Here is a 13,952-nt window from a genome sequence, read left to right on the forward strand (position 1 = left end):
TCTCCTTGAACGTCGACCTGTTGGGAATGCCGCGACCCTACGAGTTGGAGTCGGCTCCAGGGCAAGCGTGGATTGTCGAGGACGGCGCCCCACGGGTGCGTCCGCGCGCCGCTGGCTAATCTTCATGCGTGACGACCGAGTTGGCCCTGCTGTCCCAAGTCGCCCATCGCGGGCGGGAGATCACCGCGCCGCGACTGCGCGGGTTGTTGGCGTTGCTTGCGGAGGATCTGCGTGCCGGGTGCAGCACGGGCCGACTGGTGGAGGGGCTGTGGCCGGACGAGCAGCCGGAGCGGCCGGGCAAGGCGGTGCAGGTGCTGGTGTCGCGGCTCAGGTCGCAGTTGGGTGCCGATCTGGTCGTGAGCACACCGACGGGGTACCGGCTGGCGCTGGCGGAGACGCAGGTCGACAGCTCCGCGCTCCTGCTGTACGACGCGACGGGCGCCGAGCGTGCGAGGGCCGGGGATCATGAGGGCTCCCTCGCGCAGGCCGAGGCCGGGTTGGCGTTGTGGGACGGGAGCGTGGGTGCCGGGGCGGGTGAGGACCTGCACGATCCGGTGGTGGCGCTGCGTGCCGATCGGGTGCGGGTGTTCCGTTCGCTGGTTCGCTGCCGGGCGCTCGCCCTCGCCCGGCTGGGGCGGCGGGAGGAGGCCGCGGCGCCGCTGGCCGAGCTGGCCCGGGAACTGCCGCGGGACGAGGAGGTGTTGGCGGAGCTGCTGCGCTGTGAGGCGGCCACCGCGGGCCGGGCCGCCGCGCTGACCCGGTACGACGCCTATCGCCGCGGGCTGCGCGATGAGTTGGGTACCGATCCGGGGCCCGGACTCCGGTCCGTGTACCAGGAGCTGCTCCGCGCCGATGCGCCTGCGGTCCGCCACGGGGTGCCGCACGAGCCGAACCCTCTGCTGGGGCGGGACGCCGACATCGCTGCCGTGGCCGCGCTGCTGCGCGACGCCCGGGTGGTCACCGTCGTCGGTCCCGGCGGGCTGGGCAAGACCCGCCTCTCTCACGCGGTGAGCCGGGCGGCCGAGCAACCTGTGGTCCACTTCGTCACCCTGGCCGGTGTCACCGCCGACGACGACGTGGCCGGCGAGGTGGCCTCGGCCGTCGGCGGCGGGGAAGGCTGGCAGTTCGCCGGCGGCGGGGATGCGGTGAGCGGCATCGTCGCCGCACTGGGTGCCGGGCCCGCGCTGCTGGTTCTGGACAACTGCGAGCACGTGGTCCGTGGTGCGGCCGGTCTCGTCCAGGCGCTGGTGTCGCGGTCGAAGGAGCTGCGGGTACTGGCCACCAGCCGGGCCCCGCTGGGGCTGGCCTCGGAGTCCGTGTACGCCCTGCCGGAGCTTGCCCTGGCGACCTCGGTCGAGCTCTTCGAGCAGCGGGCGCGAGCCGCCCGGCCCGGCGTGGAACTGCCCGCCGACCGGGTGGCCGAGATCTGCCGTCACCTGGACGGGCTGCCGCTCGCCGTGGAGCTGGCCGCGGCCCGCGTGCGGGTGCTGTCCGTGGCCGACATCTCGCGTCGGCTCCGGGACCGTTTCGCGCTGCTGCGTGGCGGCGCGCGCGACGCGCCCGAGCGGCATCGCACGCTTCAGGCCGTGGTCGAGTGGAGCTGGAATCTGCTGGAGCCCGACGGCAGGGCGGCACTGCGGGCGCTGTCGGTGTTCCCCGGCGGTTTCACCGAGGATGCGGCCGAGTACGTGCTCGACGGGACGGGGGACGCCCTCGATCTGCTGGAGCAGCTGGCCGGGCAGTCCCTCGTCAAGGTCGGCGACAGCCCCTCCGGGGTGCGCTTCCACATGCTGGAGACGCTGCGGGAGTTCAGCGCCGCCCGGCGGGCGGAGACGGGCGAGGACGAGGCGGTGACCGGCCGGTTCCTGTGCTGGGCCCGGGAATTCGGCCGCGCCCACCACGATGTGCTGTTCGGCGACGCGCCGTTGGCCTCCTGGAACCGCGTCCGGGCCGAGCAGGACAACCTCGTCCTGGCGCTGCGCCACGCGCTGGCCCGTACGGACGGTCCCACCACCGCCGCCGTCACCGCCGTGCTGTCGTCGTTGTGGGCCACCGGCAGCAACTACGCCCGGCTCGCGGGCCTCGCCGCCGAGACCGGCGGGCCGCTGTCGCATTTCCTTCCCGGCCCCGAGAACCCCGAGGACGTGGAGCCGGCCCGCAGCGCGGCGGCGGTGTGCGCCGCCAGCCTCTTCATGGGCCTCGGCCCGCACGCCGTACGCCAGCTCGTGACGCTGCGCCGGCTGCCGCCCGCCCGGCCGGACACCCTGGTGCGGGCGATGGCCGTCGTGCTGTGTGCCGTCCCGGACATGCGCCCGCCGGAGTACACGCGGCTGCAGGAACTCTGCGACGCCGACGAGCCCTTGCTGGCGGGGATCGCGTCCGGCGTCGCCAGCTACGTATGGGAATCCGAGCACCGGCCGGAGCGCGCGCTGGAGTGCGCCCGGCGGATGCTCGACGCGCTGGCGCCGGTCGCGAATCCGGCCATGCAGCTGCTCGGTCACGGACGGATCAGCGAGTTGTGCCTGCAGTCCGAGCGGGGCGCGGAGGCGTACGACCATCTGCGGGCCGCGCTGGACGCGCTCGGCGGGTTCGGCGACTGGCTGGACTCGGGTGGCATCCGCTGGGGGCTGGTCCTCGCCTGTCTGCACCGCGGGGAGGTCGACGAGGCGGAGTACTGGCTGCGGCTGCCCGCATCGGCCCCGCAGCCCGAGGACGCCCAGATCTACACCTCCGATCTGCCGGCCCGGGCGGAGATCGCGCTGGCCCGGGGGCTGACGGAGGTCGGGCTCGGGCTGTGGCGCCAGGCTGTGGAGCGGATGCGGGAGGCCAGCCTGCTCTCCGCCGACGATCCGTTCGTGGACACGTGGTTGCTGCGGATGCAGTCGGCCGCGGTGGCGGCGCACGCCCAGCACGGCCGCCTGGAGCCGGTGACCGAGCTGGCCGAGCGACTGCGGGAACGGCTGCTGGAGATGCTGACCGACTCTTCGGACTCCTCCCATGACAGGGCTCCGGTGGAACTGCCGGTGTACGGCACGGTCCTGCTCGCCCTCGGCTTCGTCGGGCTCGCCCGGGGCGACGCGTCGGCGGTGCGGCTGGTGGCGCTGGCGGACCGGATGCCGGTGGTGCGGGACTTCCCCACCTTCTCCGCGGCCCGGTCCCGGCAGGCGGCCGAGAAGGCCGACAGGGCGGCGTACACCGACGCGGGGTCGGAGTACGCCGCCCTGGGGCGGGAGGAGCTGAGGGCCGAGGCCCTGCGGGAGCTCACCGCTGGGGTTCGCGGTTGAACTGGGCCTTGGACCACCAGTAGCCCAGCAGGGTCAGGCCCACGCACCAGGCGAGGGTGAGGACGGCGTTCCTGGTGCCGATCTCCGTGCCCATGAGGAGGCCGCGCAGGGTCTCGATGGCGGGTGAGAAGGGCTGGTACTCGGCGAACCAGCGGAACCAGCCCGGCATGGCGTCCACCGGCACGAACGCGCTGCCCAGGAGCGGCAGGATCATCAGGGGCTGGGCGAGGTTGCTGGCCCCCTCGGCGTTGGGGGACGCCAGGCCCATGCCGACCGCGAGCCAGATCAGCGCCACGCTGACCAGCACCAGCAGCCCCGCCGCCGCGAGCCACTCCAGCGGCGACGCGTCGGGCCGGAAACCGATGGCCAGCCCGACGCCGAGGACCACGGCCAGGGCCATCAGCGACTGGATCACGCTGCCGGCCACATGGCCGATCAGCACGGAGGCGCGGGAGACGGCCATGGTGCGGAACCGGGCGATGATGCCCTCGGTCATGTCACTGGCCACGGACACCGCGGTGCCGATCGCGATCCCGCCGATGGTCATGAGCAGGATGCCGGGGACGATGTAGGCGATGTACTGGGAGCGGTCCGCCGTACCGCCGTTCATGCCGGCGCTCATCACGTCGCCGAAGACGTACACGAAGAGCAGCAGCAGGATGACCGGGGAGAGGAGCAGGTTGAGGGTGAGGGAGGGATAGCGGCGGGCGTGCAGGAGGTTGCGCCGCAGCATGGTGAGGTTGTCGCGGAGTGCGTAGGCGGGGGTGCTCATCGAACGGTCTCCTTCTCGGCGGAATCGGTGGTCTGTGCGGGAACGGGGCTGCCGGTCAGGGCGAAGAACACGTCGTCGAGGTCCGGGGTGTGCACGGACAGTTCGTCGGCCTCGACGCCGGCTGCGTCGAGCCAGTCGAGGATGGCGCGCAGCTCGCGCTGGCTTCCGTCGCTGGGGATCTGCAGGGTGAGCGCCTCGTCGTGGCGGGTGGTCTCGCGCAGGGCGGTCGCCGCCTGCTCGTACGCCACCGGGTCGGAGAAGCGCAGTCGTACGTGGCCGCCGGGGACGAGCCGCTTGAGTTCCTCGGCACTGCCCTGGGCGACGAGCTTGCCGCCGTTGAGCACCGCGATGCGGTCGGCGAGCTGGTCGGCCTCCTCCAGGTACTGGGTGGTGAGGAAGACGGTGGTGCCGCCGGAGACCAGCTCGCGGATGATCGTCCACATGTTGTGGCGGCTGCGCGGGTCGAGGCCGGTGGTCGGCTCGTCGAGGAAGATGATCCGCGGGTTGCCGACCAGGGTCATGGCGATGTCGAGGCGGCGCTTCATGCCGCCGGAGTAGGTGGAGGCGGGCTTCTTCGCGGCCTCGGTGAGGTCGAAGCGCTCCAGCAGCTCGGCGGTCACCCGCCGTCCCTCGCTGCGGGTGAGGTGGTGCAGGTCGGCCATGAGGAGCATGTTCTCCTCGCCGGTGATCAGCCCGTCCACGGCGGAGAACTGCCCGGTGACACCGATGGCGGCCCGTACCGCCTGGGCCTCTGCGGTGAGATCGTGCCCGGCGATCCGCGCCTGCCCGCCGTCGGCGGAGATCAGCGTGGACAGGATGTTGACCGCCGTGGTCTTGCCCGCACCGTTCGGCCCCAGGAGAGAGAAGATCGTGCCCGCGGGCACCTGGATGTCGATGCCGTCGAGGACGGTCTTGTCCCCGTAGGACTTGCGCAACCCTGTGGCTGCGATCGCGAGTTCCTGATGCGTCGTCGTCATGCCGCAGAGCTTGCGGCCGGGGCGGTTCAGAACGCTTTCAAGCCGGTTTCAGCGCCCCGGAGAAGGCTTCAGAGCGTTGAAACTTGCAGGTCAGGGCATATGCCGAGGTAGGCATCGGGTCCGTCCCCGATGGCGCCCCGCCGTGGTGCGGGCCCGGCTCAGCGGTTGCCGTGGTCGTGGGCGTAGGAGGCCAGGATCTGCTGCCGGGTGCCTGCGGTGTGCAGGAAGCGTTCGTCCAGTACGGCGGCGAGGTCGTCGAGTGAGGTGGCGAGCACGGCCCCGGCGTTTCGCGCGCCCGGGTGCCCGGTCAGCCGTGCCTGCTCGGCGAGTTCGGCGGCGTAGCCGAGGTTGAGGGCCAGCGAGATGTCACCGGGGCCATCGTGGAAGTAGTACGACTCGGGGTACTGGAGGAAGTCCACACAGGCGCGTGCGATGTCGGCGGCGAGTCCGTCGAGGAGGGCGGCCCCCGCATCGGAGGCCAGGTTTCCGGCCGGCGGGCCGGCCCGGCGCAACTGGGAGACGCGCAGTGCGAGGGCCCGTCGCCGCGCGAGGGCGGGATAGATGCCGAGGATCCAGGAGACGGTGGCGCTCAGCAGCGCGAAGCCGACCAGCGCCTCCAGGGGCGCGACGATGCGCAGCCAGTCGGCGGAGGGTGCGATGTCGCCCAGGCCGAGCGTGGCGACGGTCACCAGGGAGAGGTACAGGGCGTCCACCGGCCCGGAGTGCTCGGACGGTTTCAGCGCGCCGGAGAAGGCGAACGCCCCCGGCATGTGCGGCCAGTACACCAGCGCCCAGCCCACGGCCACGGTGCAGGCCCATGTGGCCACCACGGTCACCATGCCGAGCGGCCCGGCCAGGCCCGCGGCCTGCCGAGCCTTGCGGCCCCGGGTGGACAGCCGCCACAGCAGACTCATGACGAACCTGCTCAGGCCACCGTGGCGGGTGGGATGCCACAGGGTGTGGAACACGTCCCGCAGGATGATCAGCACCACCGCCGCGCCGATCAGCGTGACCAGCCATTCCATGCGACCTCCCCGGTTCACCCGCCTCGGGTCCAGCATGCGGCGGCCCTCGCCGACCCGCAGCGAACCGGCCGGGTTCCTGGAGCCGAGCGAGCGGTACCGGCCGGTCCGCTCTGGTGGACCGGCCGCGGACGTGGTGTGCTGGGAATTGACGGGAAGGACCCGATTCGAGACGCGGGGAAGCGGTCCCGAGCCGCGCACCGCGCAATCCGGATCCGCGAGAAGCGGATAGAGCCCTTCCCGTCCTTCATGTCCGGCGGGTCAGCTGTTCCAGCTCTCGTCGTACGGATCGGCGGGCTCCGGGACCGGCCTTGCGGTCGTGACGTCGAGGAAGGGGATCGGGCCGCCGTTGACCGGGTCCTTCGTCCGGCGGGCGGTGTACGTGCCGGTGACCTCCAGCCAGGCGTCCGGCTGCAGGACCGGGGGTATGCGCCCGGTCAGGCCGATCTTGACCGGGAGGCCGTCGGCGGCGCAGCAGTTGAGGGCGATACGGACCAGGTACGGCGTGCCGGCCCGGTCCAGCGCGACGAAACCGGTGATCTTCACCCTGCGGTCGCGCAGCGAACGTCCGTCGTCGTACACCGCGCGGGCCGCGTAGTCGGCGACACCCAGGCGGACCGGATCCCCGGCGGGCAGCGGCGCGTAGGCCGGAGGCTGCTGCAGGGCCGTTCCCGTGCGCATGGCGCTGTACGAGCCCAGGGCCGGCGGCGCGATGAGGATGAGGGCGAGGACCGGCAGCAACAGGAGCCAGGAGACGCGGGGTTCGTGGTGCCGCGGTGCCGGGTTCCGCCGCTCGTACCACACCGTCGCCACCGCCGCCGCGACCAGTACGGCACCGGCGGCCAGCAGCAGCGGCCGCAGCCCCGCCTTGACGTACCGCAGGGACAGGTCGGTGGCACCCGCGTGCAGCAGGGAGGCGCCCAGCAGGAACAGCACCGCCGCCTGCGCCTGCCGGTTCACAGCAGCACCACCCCGGTCAGCGCGGCCACGGCCACGGCGACGGCGAAGGTCGCCGGGGCGAAGCGCAGGGCGAAGCCGCGGCCGAAGGTGCCTGCCTGCATCGCGAACAGCTTCAGGTCCACCATCGGCCCGACCACCAGGAACGCCAGCCGGGCCGTCGGCGAGAACTGGGTCAGCGACGCGGCCACGAACGCGTCCGCCTCCGAACAGATCGACAGCAGTACGGCGAGCACGGCCAGGGCGAGCACCGCCACCACCGGGTGGTCGGCCGCCGCGCGCAGCCACTGCTCGGGAACGACCGCCTTGAGGGTCGCCGCCGCCATCGCGCCGATCACCAGAAAGCCGCCGGCGTGCATCACGTCGTGCCGCACCGAGCCCCAGAAGGCCGCTCCCCGGCCCTGACCCTCGTACGACGGACGGGCCGGCGGACGCAGCCAGTCGGTGCGGCCGAGCCGCTGCCACAGCCAGCCCATCGCGCACGCCACGACCAGGCTCGCGACGAAACGGGCCAGCACCATCTCCGGTTCGCCGGGGAAGGCGACCGCCGTCGCCGTCAGCACGATCGGGTTGATCGCGGGCGCGGAGAGCAGGAACGCCAGTGCGGCGGCCGGGGTGACACCGCGCCGCATCAGCGCGCCGGCCACCGGCACCGACGCGCACTCGCAACCGGGGACGACCGCGCCCGCCAGCCCCGCGACCGGTACGGCCGCGGCGGGCCGGGCGGGCAGCGCACGGGCGAAGAGCGACGGCGGCACGAACACGGCGACGGCCGCCGACAGCAGCACGCCGAGCACCAGGAACGGCAGGGCCTGCACGACCACCGCGACGAACACCGTCGTCCAGCTCTGCATCACCGGCGCGGACAGGGCGCGGCGGATCGGCGCCTGGGCGAGGAGCAGCAGGAGCAGGGTCACGGTGAGGACCAGGGGGGAGCTGAGGTGCCAGCCCTCCGGGTCCGGCGGACCCGCCCGTTCATCGGGCCGCGGGGCTGCTTCGGTGACGGTGTCGGCCACGGGTCGGGGTCCCTCCGTTGTGCCGGGTGCGCAGTGCCAGGTGCGAGGCCTCCCCTTCAGTACGGCGGGCGAGGAACGGATGTTCAGTCGGCTGCTGGAACCATCCGTCCCGGTGGGGCAGTCTTTCCCCTCGTGGGGAGCGTTCCGAATCAGGGTCAGCCGGATGGCGCGACCGCGCACATGGTGGTGTGCGGTGACGACGGGCTCGCGCACCGGCTCGCGGCCGAACTACGGGGGGTGTACGAGGAGCAGGTGACGCTCGTCGTACCACCCGCCGGGCGCCGGGTGCGCCAGCCGGTCGTCGGACGGGCCCGGGCCGCGTCGGCGGCGCTGCTCGACCGGATGGTGAACGCCGCCAACCGGGCCGCCGGGAACGGCAACGGCACCTCCGGTGGCGAGGGCGGCGGGAACGAGCGGCTGGTGGAGGCCGCCGAGCCGACCGAGAGCGTGCTCGCCGATGCGGGCGTGGAGCGGGCGACCGCGCTGGCGCTCGTGTACGACGACGACGAGACCAACATCCGCGCCGCCCTCACCGCCCGCCGCCTCAACCCCCGGCTGCGCCTCGTTCTGCGGCTCTACAACCGGCGGTTGGGGCAGCACATCGAGGAACTCCTCGACCAGGCCGCCGCGTTGGCGGTCGGTGGTTCGGCCGCCTCCGTAGACGCCTCCACGACCGTGCTGTCCGACGCCGACACGGCCGCACCGGCGCTTGCGGCGACCGCGCTCGCCGGGACCAGCAAGGTCGTACAGACCGACGGGCTGCTGCTGCGGGCCGTGGAGCGGACACCTCCGGCGCCGGGTCAGGTGGCCGATCCCGGGCTGTGCACGCTGGCGCTGCTGTCGACGACGAGCAGTGACCCGGCCGGTGCGGACGGGTCGGAGGGCAGCGGGGAGCGCGGGCCGCGGCTGCTGCCGGACGAGGCGGAGGTGGCCGCGGCGACCGGGCGCGGCACGGTCGTGCTGGAGCATGTGTCGTACTCCGGGTCATCGCAGTCCTCGGGGCGCGGGGTCGGTGTCGTACCGCCGTTCGCCTCGCTGTTCTCCCGGCGGCTGCGCTGGTCGCTCGCGGGCCTGGTGGGTGCCGTGCTCGCGCTGGCGATCGCGCTGACGATCGTCACCGGGGACCATCCGCTGCGCGCGACGTATCTGACGCTGCTCGACATCCTCGGCATCGACGAGCCGGCCACCGGCGCGAGCACCGGACGGCAGATCCTCCAACTGCTGTCCGCCGTCGTCGGACTGCTGCTGCTGCCGGTGCTGCTGGCGGCCGTACTGGAGGCGCTCGGCACGTTCCGGAGCGCGTCCACGCTGCGCAGGCCGCCGCGCGGACTCGCCGGGCACGTCGTGCTGCTCGGGCTCGGCAAGATCGGCACCCGCGTGCTGACCCGGCTGCGGGAACTGCACATCCCGGTGGTGTGCGTCGAGGCCGACCCCGAGGCGCGCGGCATGGCGACGGCCCGGCGGTTACGGGTGCCGGTGGTGCTCGGGGACGTCACGCAGGAGGGCGTCCTGGAGGCCGCCAAGGTTCACCGGGCGCATGCGCTGCTCGCGCTGACCAGCGTGGACACGACGAACCTGGAAGCCGCGCTGTACGCCCGGTCCGTGCGGCCCGATCTGCGGGTCGTGCTCCGCCTGTACGACGACGACTTCGCGGCCGCCGTATACCGCACCCTGCGGGCCGCGCACCCGCGTGCGCTCACCCGCAGCCGCAGTGTCACCCATCTCGCGGCGCCCTCCTTCGCCGGGGCCATGATGGGCCGTCAGGTGCTGGGGGCCATCCCGGTCGAGCGGCGGGTGCTGCTCTTCGCGGCCGTGGACGTGCGCGGGATCCGGCAGTTGGAGGGGAAGACGGTGGCCGACGCCTTCCAGGCCGGGTCGTGGCGGGTGCTGGCCCTGGACGCCGCGGCTCCGGAGGAACGCCGGCCGGACCTTGCGGCGGGCCCGTCCTCCACCGGCCCCGGCGACACCCCGCCCACCTCGGACCTCGTGTGGGACCTCCCGCCGACGTATGTCCTGCGGGCCGACGACCGGGTGGTACTGGCGGCGACCCGGCGGGGGTTGGCGGACCTGCTGGGGAGGCGGCCGCGGGCACGGGCGGCGAGGTGACGGGCGACGGCGGGATGGCGGTCGTACGGTCGCGCCCGACCCCGCCATCCGTCTCCTGCCGTAACGGCGACGCGGCCGTCAGGCGCCCGCGCCGCCCAGGTGTCTCTCCGCGAAGTCCAGTTCCAGCTTCACCTGCTTGATCCGCTCGTCGACGACCAGTGAGCCGTGTCCCGCGTCGTACCGGTAGACCTCGTGGATCGCGCCGCGCGCCTGAAGGCGCTTGACGTAGTTCTCGATCTGGCGGATGGGGCAGCGCGGGTCGTTCACACCGGCCGAGATGTACACCGGGGCCTTGACCTGGTCGACGTAGGTGAGGGGGGACGACGCCTCGAAACGCTCGGGGACCTCCTCCGGGGTGCCGCCCAGGAGGGTGCGGTCCATGGCCTTCAGGGCCTCCATCTCGTCGTGGTACGCGGTGACGTAGTCGGCCACCGGGACCACCGCGATGCCCAGCGTCCACGCGTCCGGCTGGGTGCCGAGGCCGAGGAGCGTGAGGTAGCCGCCCCAGGAACCGCCGGTCAGGATCAGCCGGTCGGGATCGGCAAGGCCCGAGGTGATCGCCCACTCCCGGACCGCCGCGATGTCCTCCAGCTCGATCAGGCCGACCCGGTGCTTCAGCGCGTCCGTCCAGGCGCGGCCGTAGCCGGTGGAGCCGCGGTAGTTGACCCGCACGACCGCATACCCGTGATCCACCCAGGCAGCCGGGCCCGCGGCGAAGGAGTCGCTGTCGTGCCAGGTCGGACCGCCGTGGATGTCGAACACCGTGGGGAGCGGGCCGGACGCACCGGCCGGCTTCTGGACCAGGGCGTGGATACGGCCGCCGGGGCCCTCCACCCACACGTCCTCCACCGGCACCGAACCCGGGGACTTCATGCCGGGCGGGTCGAGGACCACCCGGCCCGCCGTCGAGCGCACCGACGACGGCTCGGCCGCCGACGACCACAGGTACTCCACGCTGCCGTCCGGTCGGGCGGTCGCGCCGGAGACCGTGCCGGGCGGGGTCGGGACCTTCACCAGCTCGCGCGTGCCGAAGTCGTAGCGGAACAGCTCGCCGCGGGCCTCGTGGCTGTGCCCGATCAGCAGACCGGAGCCGTCCGGGTACCACTCGGCGCTGACGTCACCGGGCAGGTCCAGCGCCAGGTCCGTCTCCTCGCCCGTCGCCACGTCCCACACCAGCGGCTCCCAGCGGCCGCGCCTCTGGTGGCCGATGAGCAGGCGCGTGTCACCGTCGACCGGCGCGAAGCCGAGGACCTCCAGGCCCAGCTCGACGGAGCCGCCCTTGGTGTCGTCGAGCTCGGCGACCGGCGTGCCGTCGGGGCGCAGCACGCGCAGCGCCGAGTGCATCGCGTCCCCGTGCTCGGTGTGCTCCACGGCGATCAGCGAGCCGTCGTGGGAGAGGTCGCCGACGCCCGCCGACTCGCGGTGCCGGTAGATCTCCGCCGGCGCCTCGCCCAGGCGCGCGATGTGGATCGTCGTACCGTCCTCGTCGGTGGAGCGGCCCACCACCGCCGTACGCCCGTCACGGCCCAGGGCGAGGCCCGCCGGGTAGGACGGGTCCAGGCCCGGTACGGCGAGCTCGTCCTCGCCGCCGGTGAAGGGCTGGCGGCGCCACACGCCGAACTCGTCGCCGTCCTTGTCGTCGAACCACCAGATCCACGCGCCGTCCGGGGAGAGCACGCCGTCCGTAGTGCCGTTCGGCCGGTCCGTCACCTGGCGCTGCTCACCCGTCGAACGGTCCCAGGCGTACAGCTCGTACGTCCCCGTCGCGTTCGACACGAACAGGGAGCGGTCGGGTGCGTCCTCCGCCCAGTCGGGCAGCGACACCCGCGGCGCCCGGAAGCGCTTCTCCCAGTCCGGCATGTTCTCGCTCTGCTTGCGCTGATCCTGCGCGGCGGACCCGTTGCTCTCAGTCATGGCCCCATACTGCCTGGTCCGACGGACAATCCGCCGCCGAGGTCCTCAGCCTGTGGAAAACCTCCACCGATCCCCTTCCGGCCGGACCGGGGCCGAGTGTCAGTGGCGGGGTGCACACTCCTTCCCATGACTGCGATGACCGATCCGCGCAAGACCGTCGAGAGGTTCTGGGCCACCGCCGAGGCCCGGGACTGGGACGCATTCGCCGAGACCCTGGCCGAGGACGTCGTGTACACGCTGCCGCAGACGCGGGAGAAGATCAGCGGCCGGGACCGGTTCGTGCAGTTCTACAAGGAGTACCCCGGCGACTGGCACCTGCGGACCGAACGGCTCGTCGCCGAGCCGGATCACGTCGTCTCCTGGATCCACGCCACCGTGGGACCGGAGGAGATGTACGCCATCTCGTTCTTCACCTTCACCGGTGACGGGCGGATCGACTCCATAACCGACTTCTGGCCGGAGCCGTACGAGCCCCCGGCCGGCCGCGAGCACCTGACCGAGCGGTACTGACCCACAGCCACCCCGCGGCCGGGCGCTCCGTGGGAGCCCCGTACCGTTGGTGGTGTGTACCGGTTTCTGCTGACGCCCCGTTGGTGGGGGATCAACGTCTTCGTGCTGCTCGCCATCCCCTTCTGCATCTTCATGGGGTCCTGGCAGCTGAGCCGGTTCGAGGACCGGGTCGAGGACCACCGCAGCGCGGGTGAGCAGGCCGCGTCGGACAGGACCAAGGCGGCCCGGCCGCTCGCCGAGCTGCTGCCCGTGGACAAGGAGACCTCCGGCGACCGGACCACCGCGACCGGCACGTACGGCGAGCAGTTGCTCGTCCCGGACCGGGAACTGGACGGCAGGCGCGGCTACTACGTCCTGACCCTGCTGCGCACCGACGACGGCAAGGCTCTCCCGGTCGTCCGGGGCTGGCTGCCCGGCGCCGCCGACCCGGCCGAGGCCCCGGCCCCGCCGTCCGGCGAGGTCACGGTCACCGGGGCGCTCCAGGCGTCCGAGAACCCGGGCGAGAACGGCGTCAGTGCGCAGGGCGGGCTGCCGTCCGGGCAGACCGCGGCGATCAGCGCGGCGTCGCTGGTGAACCTGGTGCCGTACGACGTCCACGACGCGTGGGTCACGCTCGACAAGGGTGACTCCGGAATGCGGGCCGTGCCGGTGAGCGCGGCGCCGGACACCGGACTCGACCTCAAGGCCTTCCAGAACCTCGGCTACACCGGCGAGTGGTTCGTCTTCGCGGGCTTCGTCGTCTTCATGTGGTTCCGGCTGTTCCGTCGCGAGGTGGAGTTCGTGCGGGACGCGGAGATGGGGCTGCTGCCGGAGGACGAGCAGCGCGTCTCCAGCCCGTCCGGAGTCTGAGGACGACGAGGACGACGGACGACGAGGACCACGCCGGGGGCCGGCCTACGAAGTGGACAGCACCCCGGTCCGGTACACGGTCCCCGCACACGCGTCGGCCACCGTCACGGAAACCGTCGGCGCCCCCGCCTCCGCCGTGTAGGAGACGACGACGCTCCCGTCGGCCGTACCGTCCTCCGTGACCAGCTGGGTGGACGTGCCGGTGTCGCCGCCGGTGGAGCTGCCGTCGGTCGTGGTGCCGGGGTCGGTGGTGGGCGTCGGGTCGGGCGAAGGACCGCCCGTGCCGCTGCCGCTGTCACCGCCGGAGTCGATGGGGCAGGTCTCCGAAGGCACCCAGGCGAACTTCACCTCGTACGCGGAGCCCGGTTGCAGCACCAGCTGCGGGACCTCGAGGGACGGGTCCGGCAGGCCGGCCGCCGCGTCGCCGGACGTGTGGGCGACCACGGTGATCTTGGTGGGGTCCGCCGCGCCTTGGGCGAGGGGACTGACCGTGCCGGCGCCGCCGACCGTACAGCCCGCGGAGGAGACGTTCATGATGCGGAAGG

10 protein-coding genes and 1 pseudogene are annotated in these 13,952 nt (G+C 72.9%); 4 read left to right on the top strand and 7 right to left on the bottom strand.

The window, feature by feature from the left end; translation table 11 throughout:
- The first annotated feature begins 128 nt into the window (after positions 1-128).
- Positions 129-3,284 (top strand): ATP-binding protein, encoded by a 3,156-nt coding sequence (locus ACFVJQ_RS29740; protein WP_385788560.1) that lies wholly within the window; start codon positions 129-131, stop codon positions 3,282-3,284.
- Here the strand turns inward: ACFVJQ_RS29740 and ACFVJQ_RS29745 are convergent.
- The 5 genes from ACFVJQ_RS29745 to ACFVJQ_RS29765 all read right to left on the bottom strand — a co-directional run bounded on the left by ACFVJQ_RS29745 (position 3,262) and on the right by ACFVJQ_RS29765 (position 8,028).
- Positions 3,262-4,056, bottom strand: coding sequence for an ABC transporter permease (locus tag ACFVJQ_RS29745; protein WP_385788563.1), 795 nt, complete (start codon positions 4,054-4,056; stop codon positions 3,262-3,264). The genes ACFVJQ_RS29740 and ACFVJQ_RS29745 overlap by 23 nt on opposite strands.
- The gene (locus tag ACFVJQ_RS29750; RefSeq protein WP_385788566.1) at positions 4,053-5,033 is read right to left on the bottom strand and encodes an ATP-binding cassette domain-containing protein; all 981 of its coding nucleotides are present in this window, start codon (positions 5,031-5,033) and stop codon (positions 4,053-4,055) included. The genes ACFVJQ_RS29745 and ACFVJQ_RS29750 overlap by 4 nt, the downstream gene beginning before the upstream one ends.
- 158 nt (positions 5,034-5,191) lie before the next feature.
- On the bottom strand, positions 5,192-6,058 hold the full coding sequence (locus ACFVJQ_RS29755; RefSeq protein ID WP_385788569.1) for a potassium channel family protein: 867 nt from the start codon (positions 6,056-6,058) through the stop codon (positions 5,192-5,194).
- A gap of 258 nt (positions 6,059-6,316) precedes the next feature.
- Positions 6,317-7,015: a TIGR03943 family putative permease subunit gene (locus ACFVJQ_RS29760; protein ID WP_385788571.1), complete on the bottom strand. Its 699-nt coding sequence runs from the start codon at positions 7,013-7,015 to the stop codon at positions 6,317-6,319.
- Complete coding sequence (locus tag ACFVJQ_RS29765) at positions 7,012-8,028, bottom strand: permease (protein ID WP_385788573.1); 1,017 nt, start codon at positions 8,026-8,028, stop codon at positions 7,012-7,014. Before ACFVJQ_RS29765 ends, ACFVJQ_RS29760 begins: the two co-directional genes overlap by 4 nt.
- Positions 8,029-8,208: 180 nt before the next feature.
- On the opposite strand from ACFVJQ_RS29765, the gene ACFVJQ_RS29770 reads away from it, so the two are divergent.
- A complete protein-coding gene (locus ACFVJQ_RS29770; RefSeq protein ID WP_385788575.1) occupies positions 8,209-10,134 on the top strand; it encodes an NAD-binding protein in 1,926 nt (641 codons plus the stop codon).
- A 78-nt stretch (positions 10,135-10,212) separates the two neighbouring features.
- Here ACFVJQ_RS29770 and ACFVJQ_RS29775 read toward each other — a convergent pair whose 3' ends face one another.
- Positions 10,213-12,048, bottom strand: a complete 1,836-nt coding sequence (locus tag ACFVJQ_RS29775) for a prolyl oligopeptidase family serine peptidase (RefSeq protein WP_385788577.1) — start codon at positions 12,046-12,048, stop codon at positions 10,213-10,215.
- Between the two features lie 135 nt (positions 12,049-12,183).
- On the opposite strand from ACFVJQ_RS29775, the gene ACFVJQ_RS29780 reads away from it, so the two are divergent.
- Together ACFVJQ_RS29780 and ACFVJQ_RS29785 are read left to right on the top strand one after the other, a co-directional pair.
- On the top strand, positions 12,184-12,558 hold the full coding sequence (locus ACFVJQ_RS29780; protein WP_385788590.1) for a nuclear transport factor 2 family protein: 375 nt from the start codon (positions 12,184-12,186) through the stop codon (positions 12,556-12,558).
- Between the two features lie 54 nt (positions 12,559-12,612).
- On the top strand, positions 12,613-13,407 hold the full coding sequence (locus tag ACFVJQ_RS29785; protein WP_385788579.1) for an SURF1 family protein: 795 nt from the start codon (positions 12,613-12,615) through the stop codon (positions 13,405-13,407).
- A gap of 45 nt (positions 13,408-13,452) precedes the next feature.
- Here ACFVJQ_RS29785 and ACFVJQ_RS29790 read toward each other — a convergent pair.
- Positions 13,453-13,952 (bottom strand): annotated as a pseudogene (locus ACFVJQ_RS29790) (hypothetical protein); the annotation flags it as partial.

The sequence above is a fragment of the Streptomyces sp. NPDC127197 genome (assembly GCF_042672405.1).
Classification (GTDB): Bacteria; Actinomycetota; Actinomycetes; order Streptomycetales; family Streptomycetaceae; genus Streptomyces; species Streptomyces flavusporus.

Coding starts and splice junctions, on each gene's coding strand:
- ACFVJQ_RS29745 (WP_385788563.1), bottom strand. CDS start 4,056: ATGAGCACCCCCGCCTACGCACTCCGCGACAACCTCACCATGCTGCGG.
- ACFVJQ_RS29750 (WP_385788566.1), bottom strand. CDS start 5,033: ATGACGACGACGCATCAGGAACTCGCGATCGCAGCCACAGGGTTGCGC.
- ACFVJQ_RS29755 (WP_385788569.1), bottom strand. CDS start 6,058: ATGGAATGGCTGGTCACGCTGATCGGCGCGGCGGTGGTGCTGATCATC.
- ACFVJQ_RS29770 (WP_385788575.1), top strand. CDS start 8,209: ATGGTGGTGTGCGGTGACGACGGGCTCGCGCACCGGCTCGCGGCCGAA.
- ACFVJQ_RS29775 (WP_385788577.1), bottom strand. CDS start 12,048: ATGACTGAGAGCAACGGGTCCGCCGCGCAGGATCAGCGCAAGCAGAGC.
- ACFVJQ_RS29780 (WP_385788590.1), top strand. CDS start 12,184: ATGACCGATCCGCGCAAGACCGTCGAGAGGTTCTGGGCCACCGCCGAG.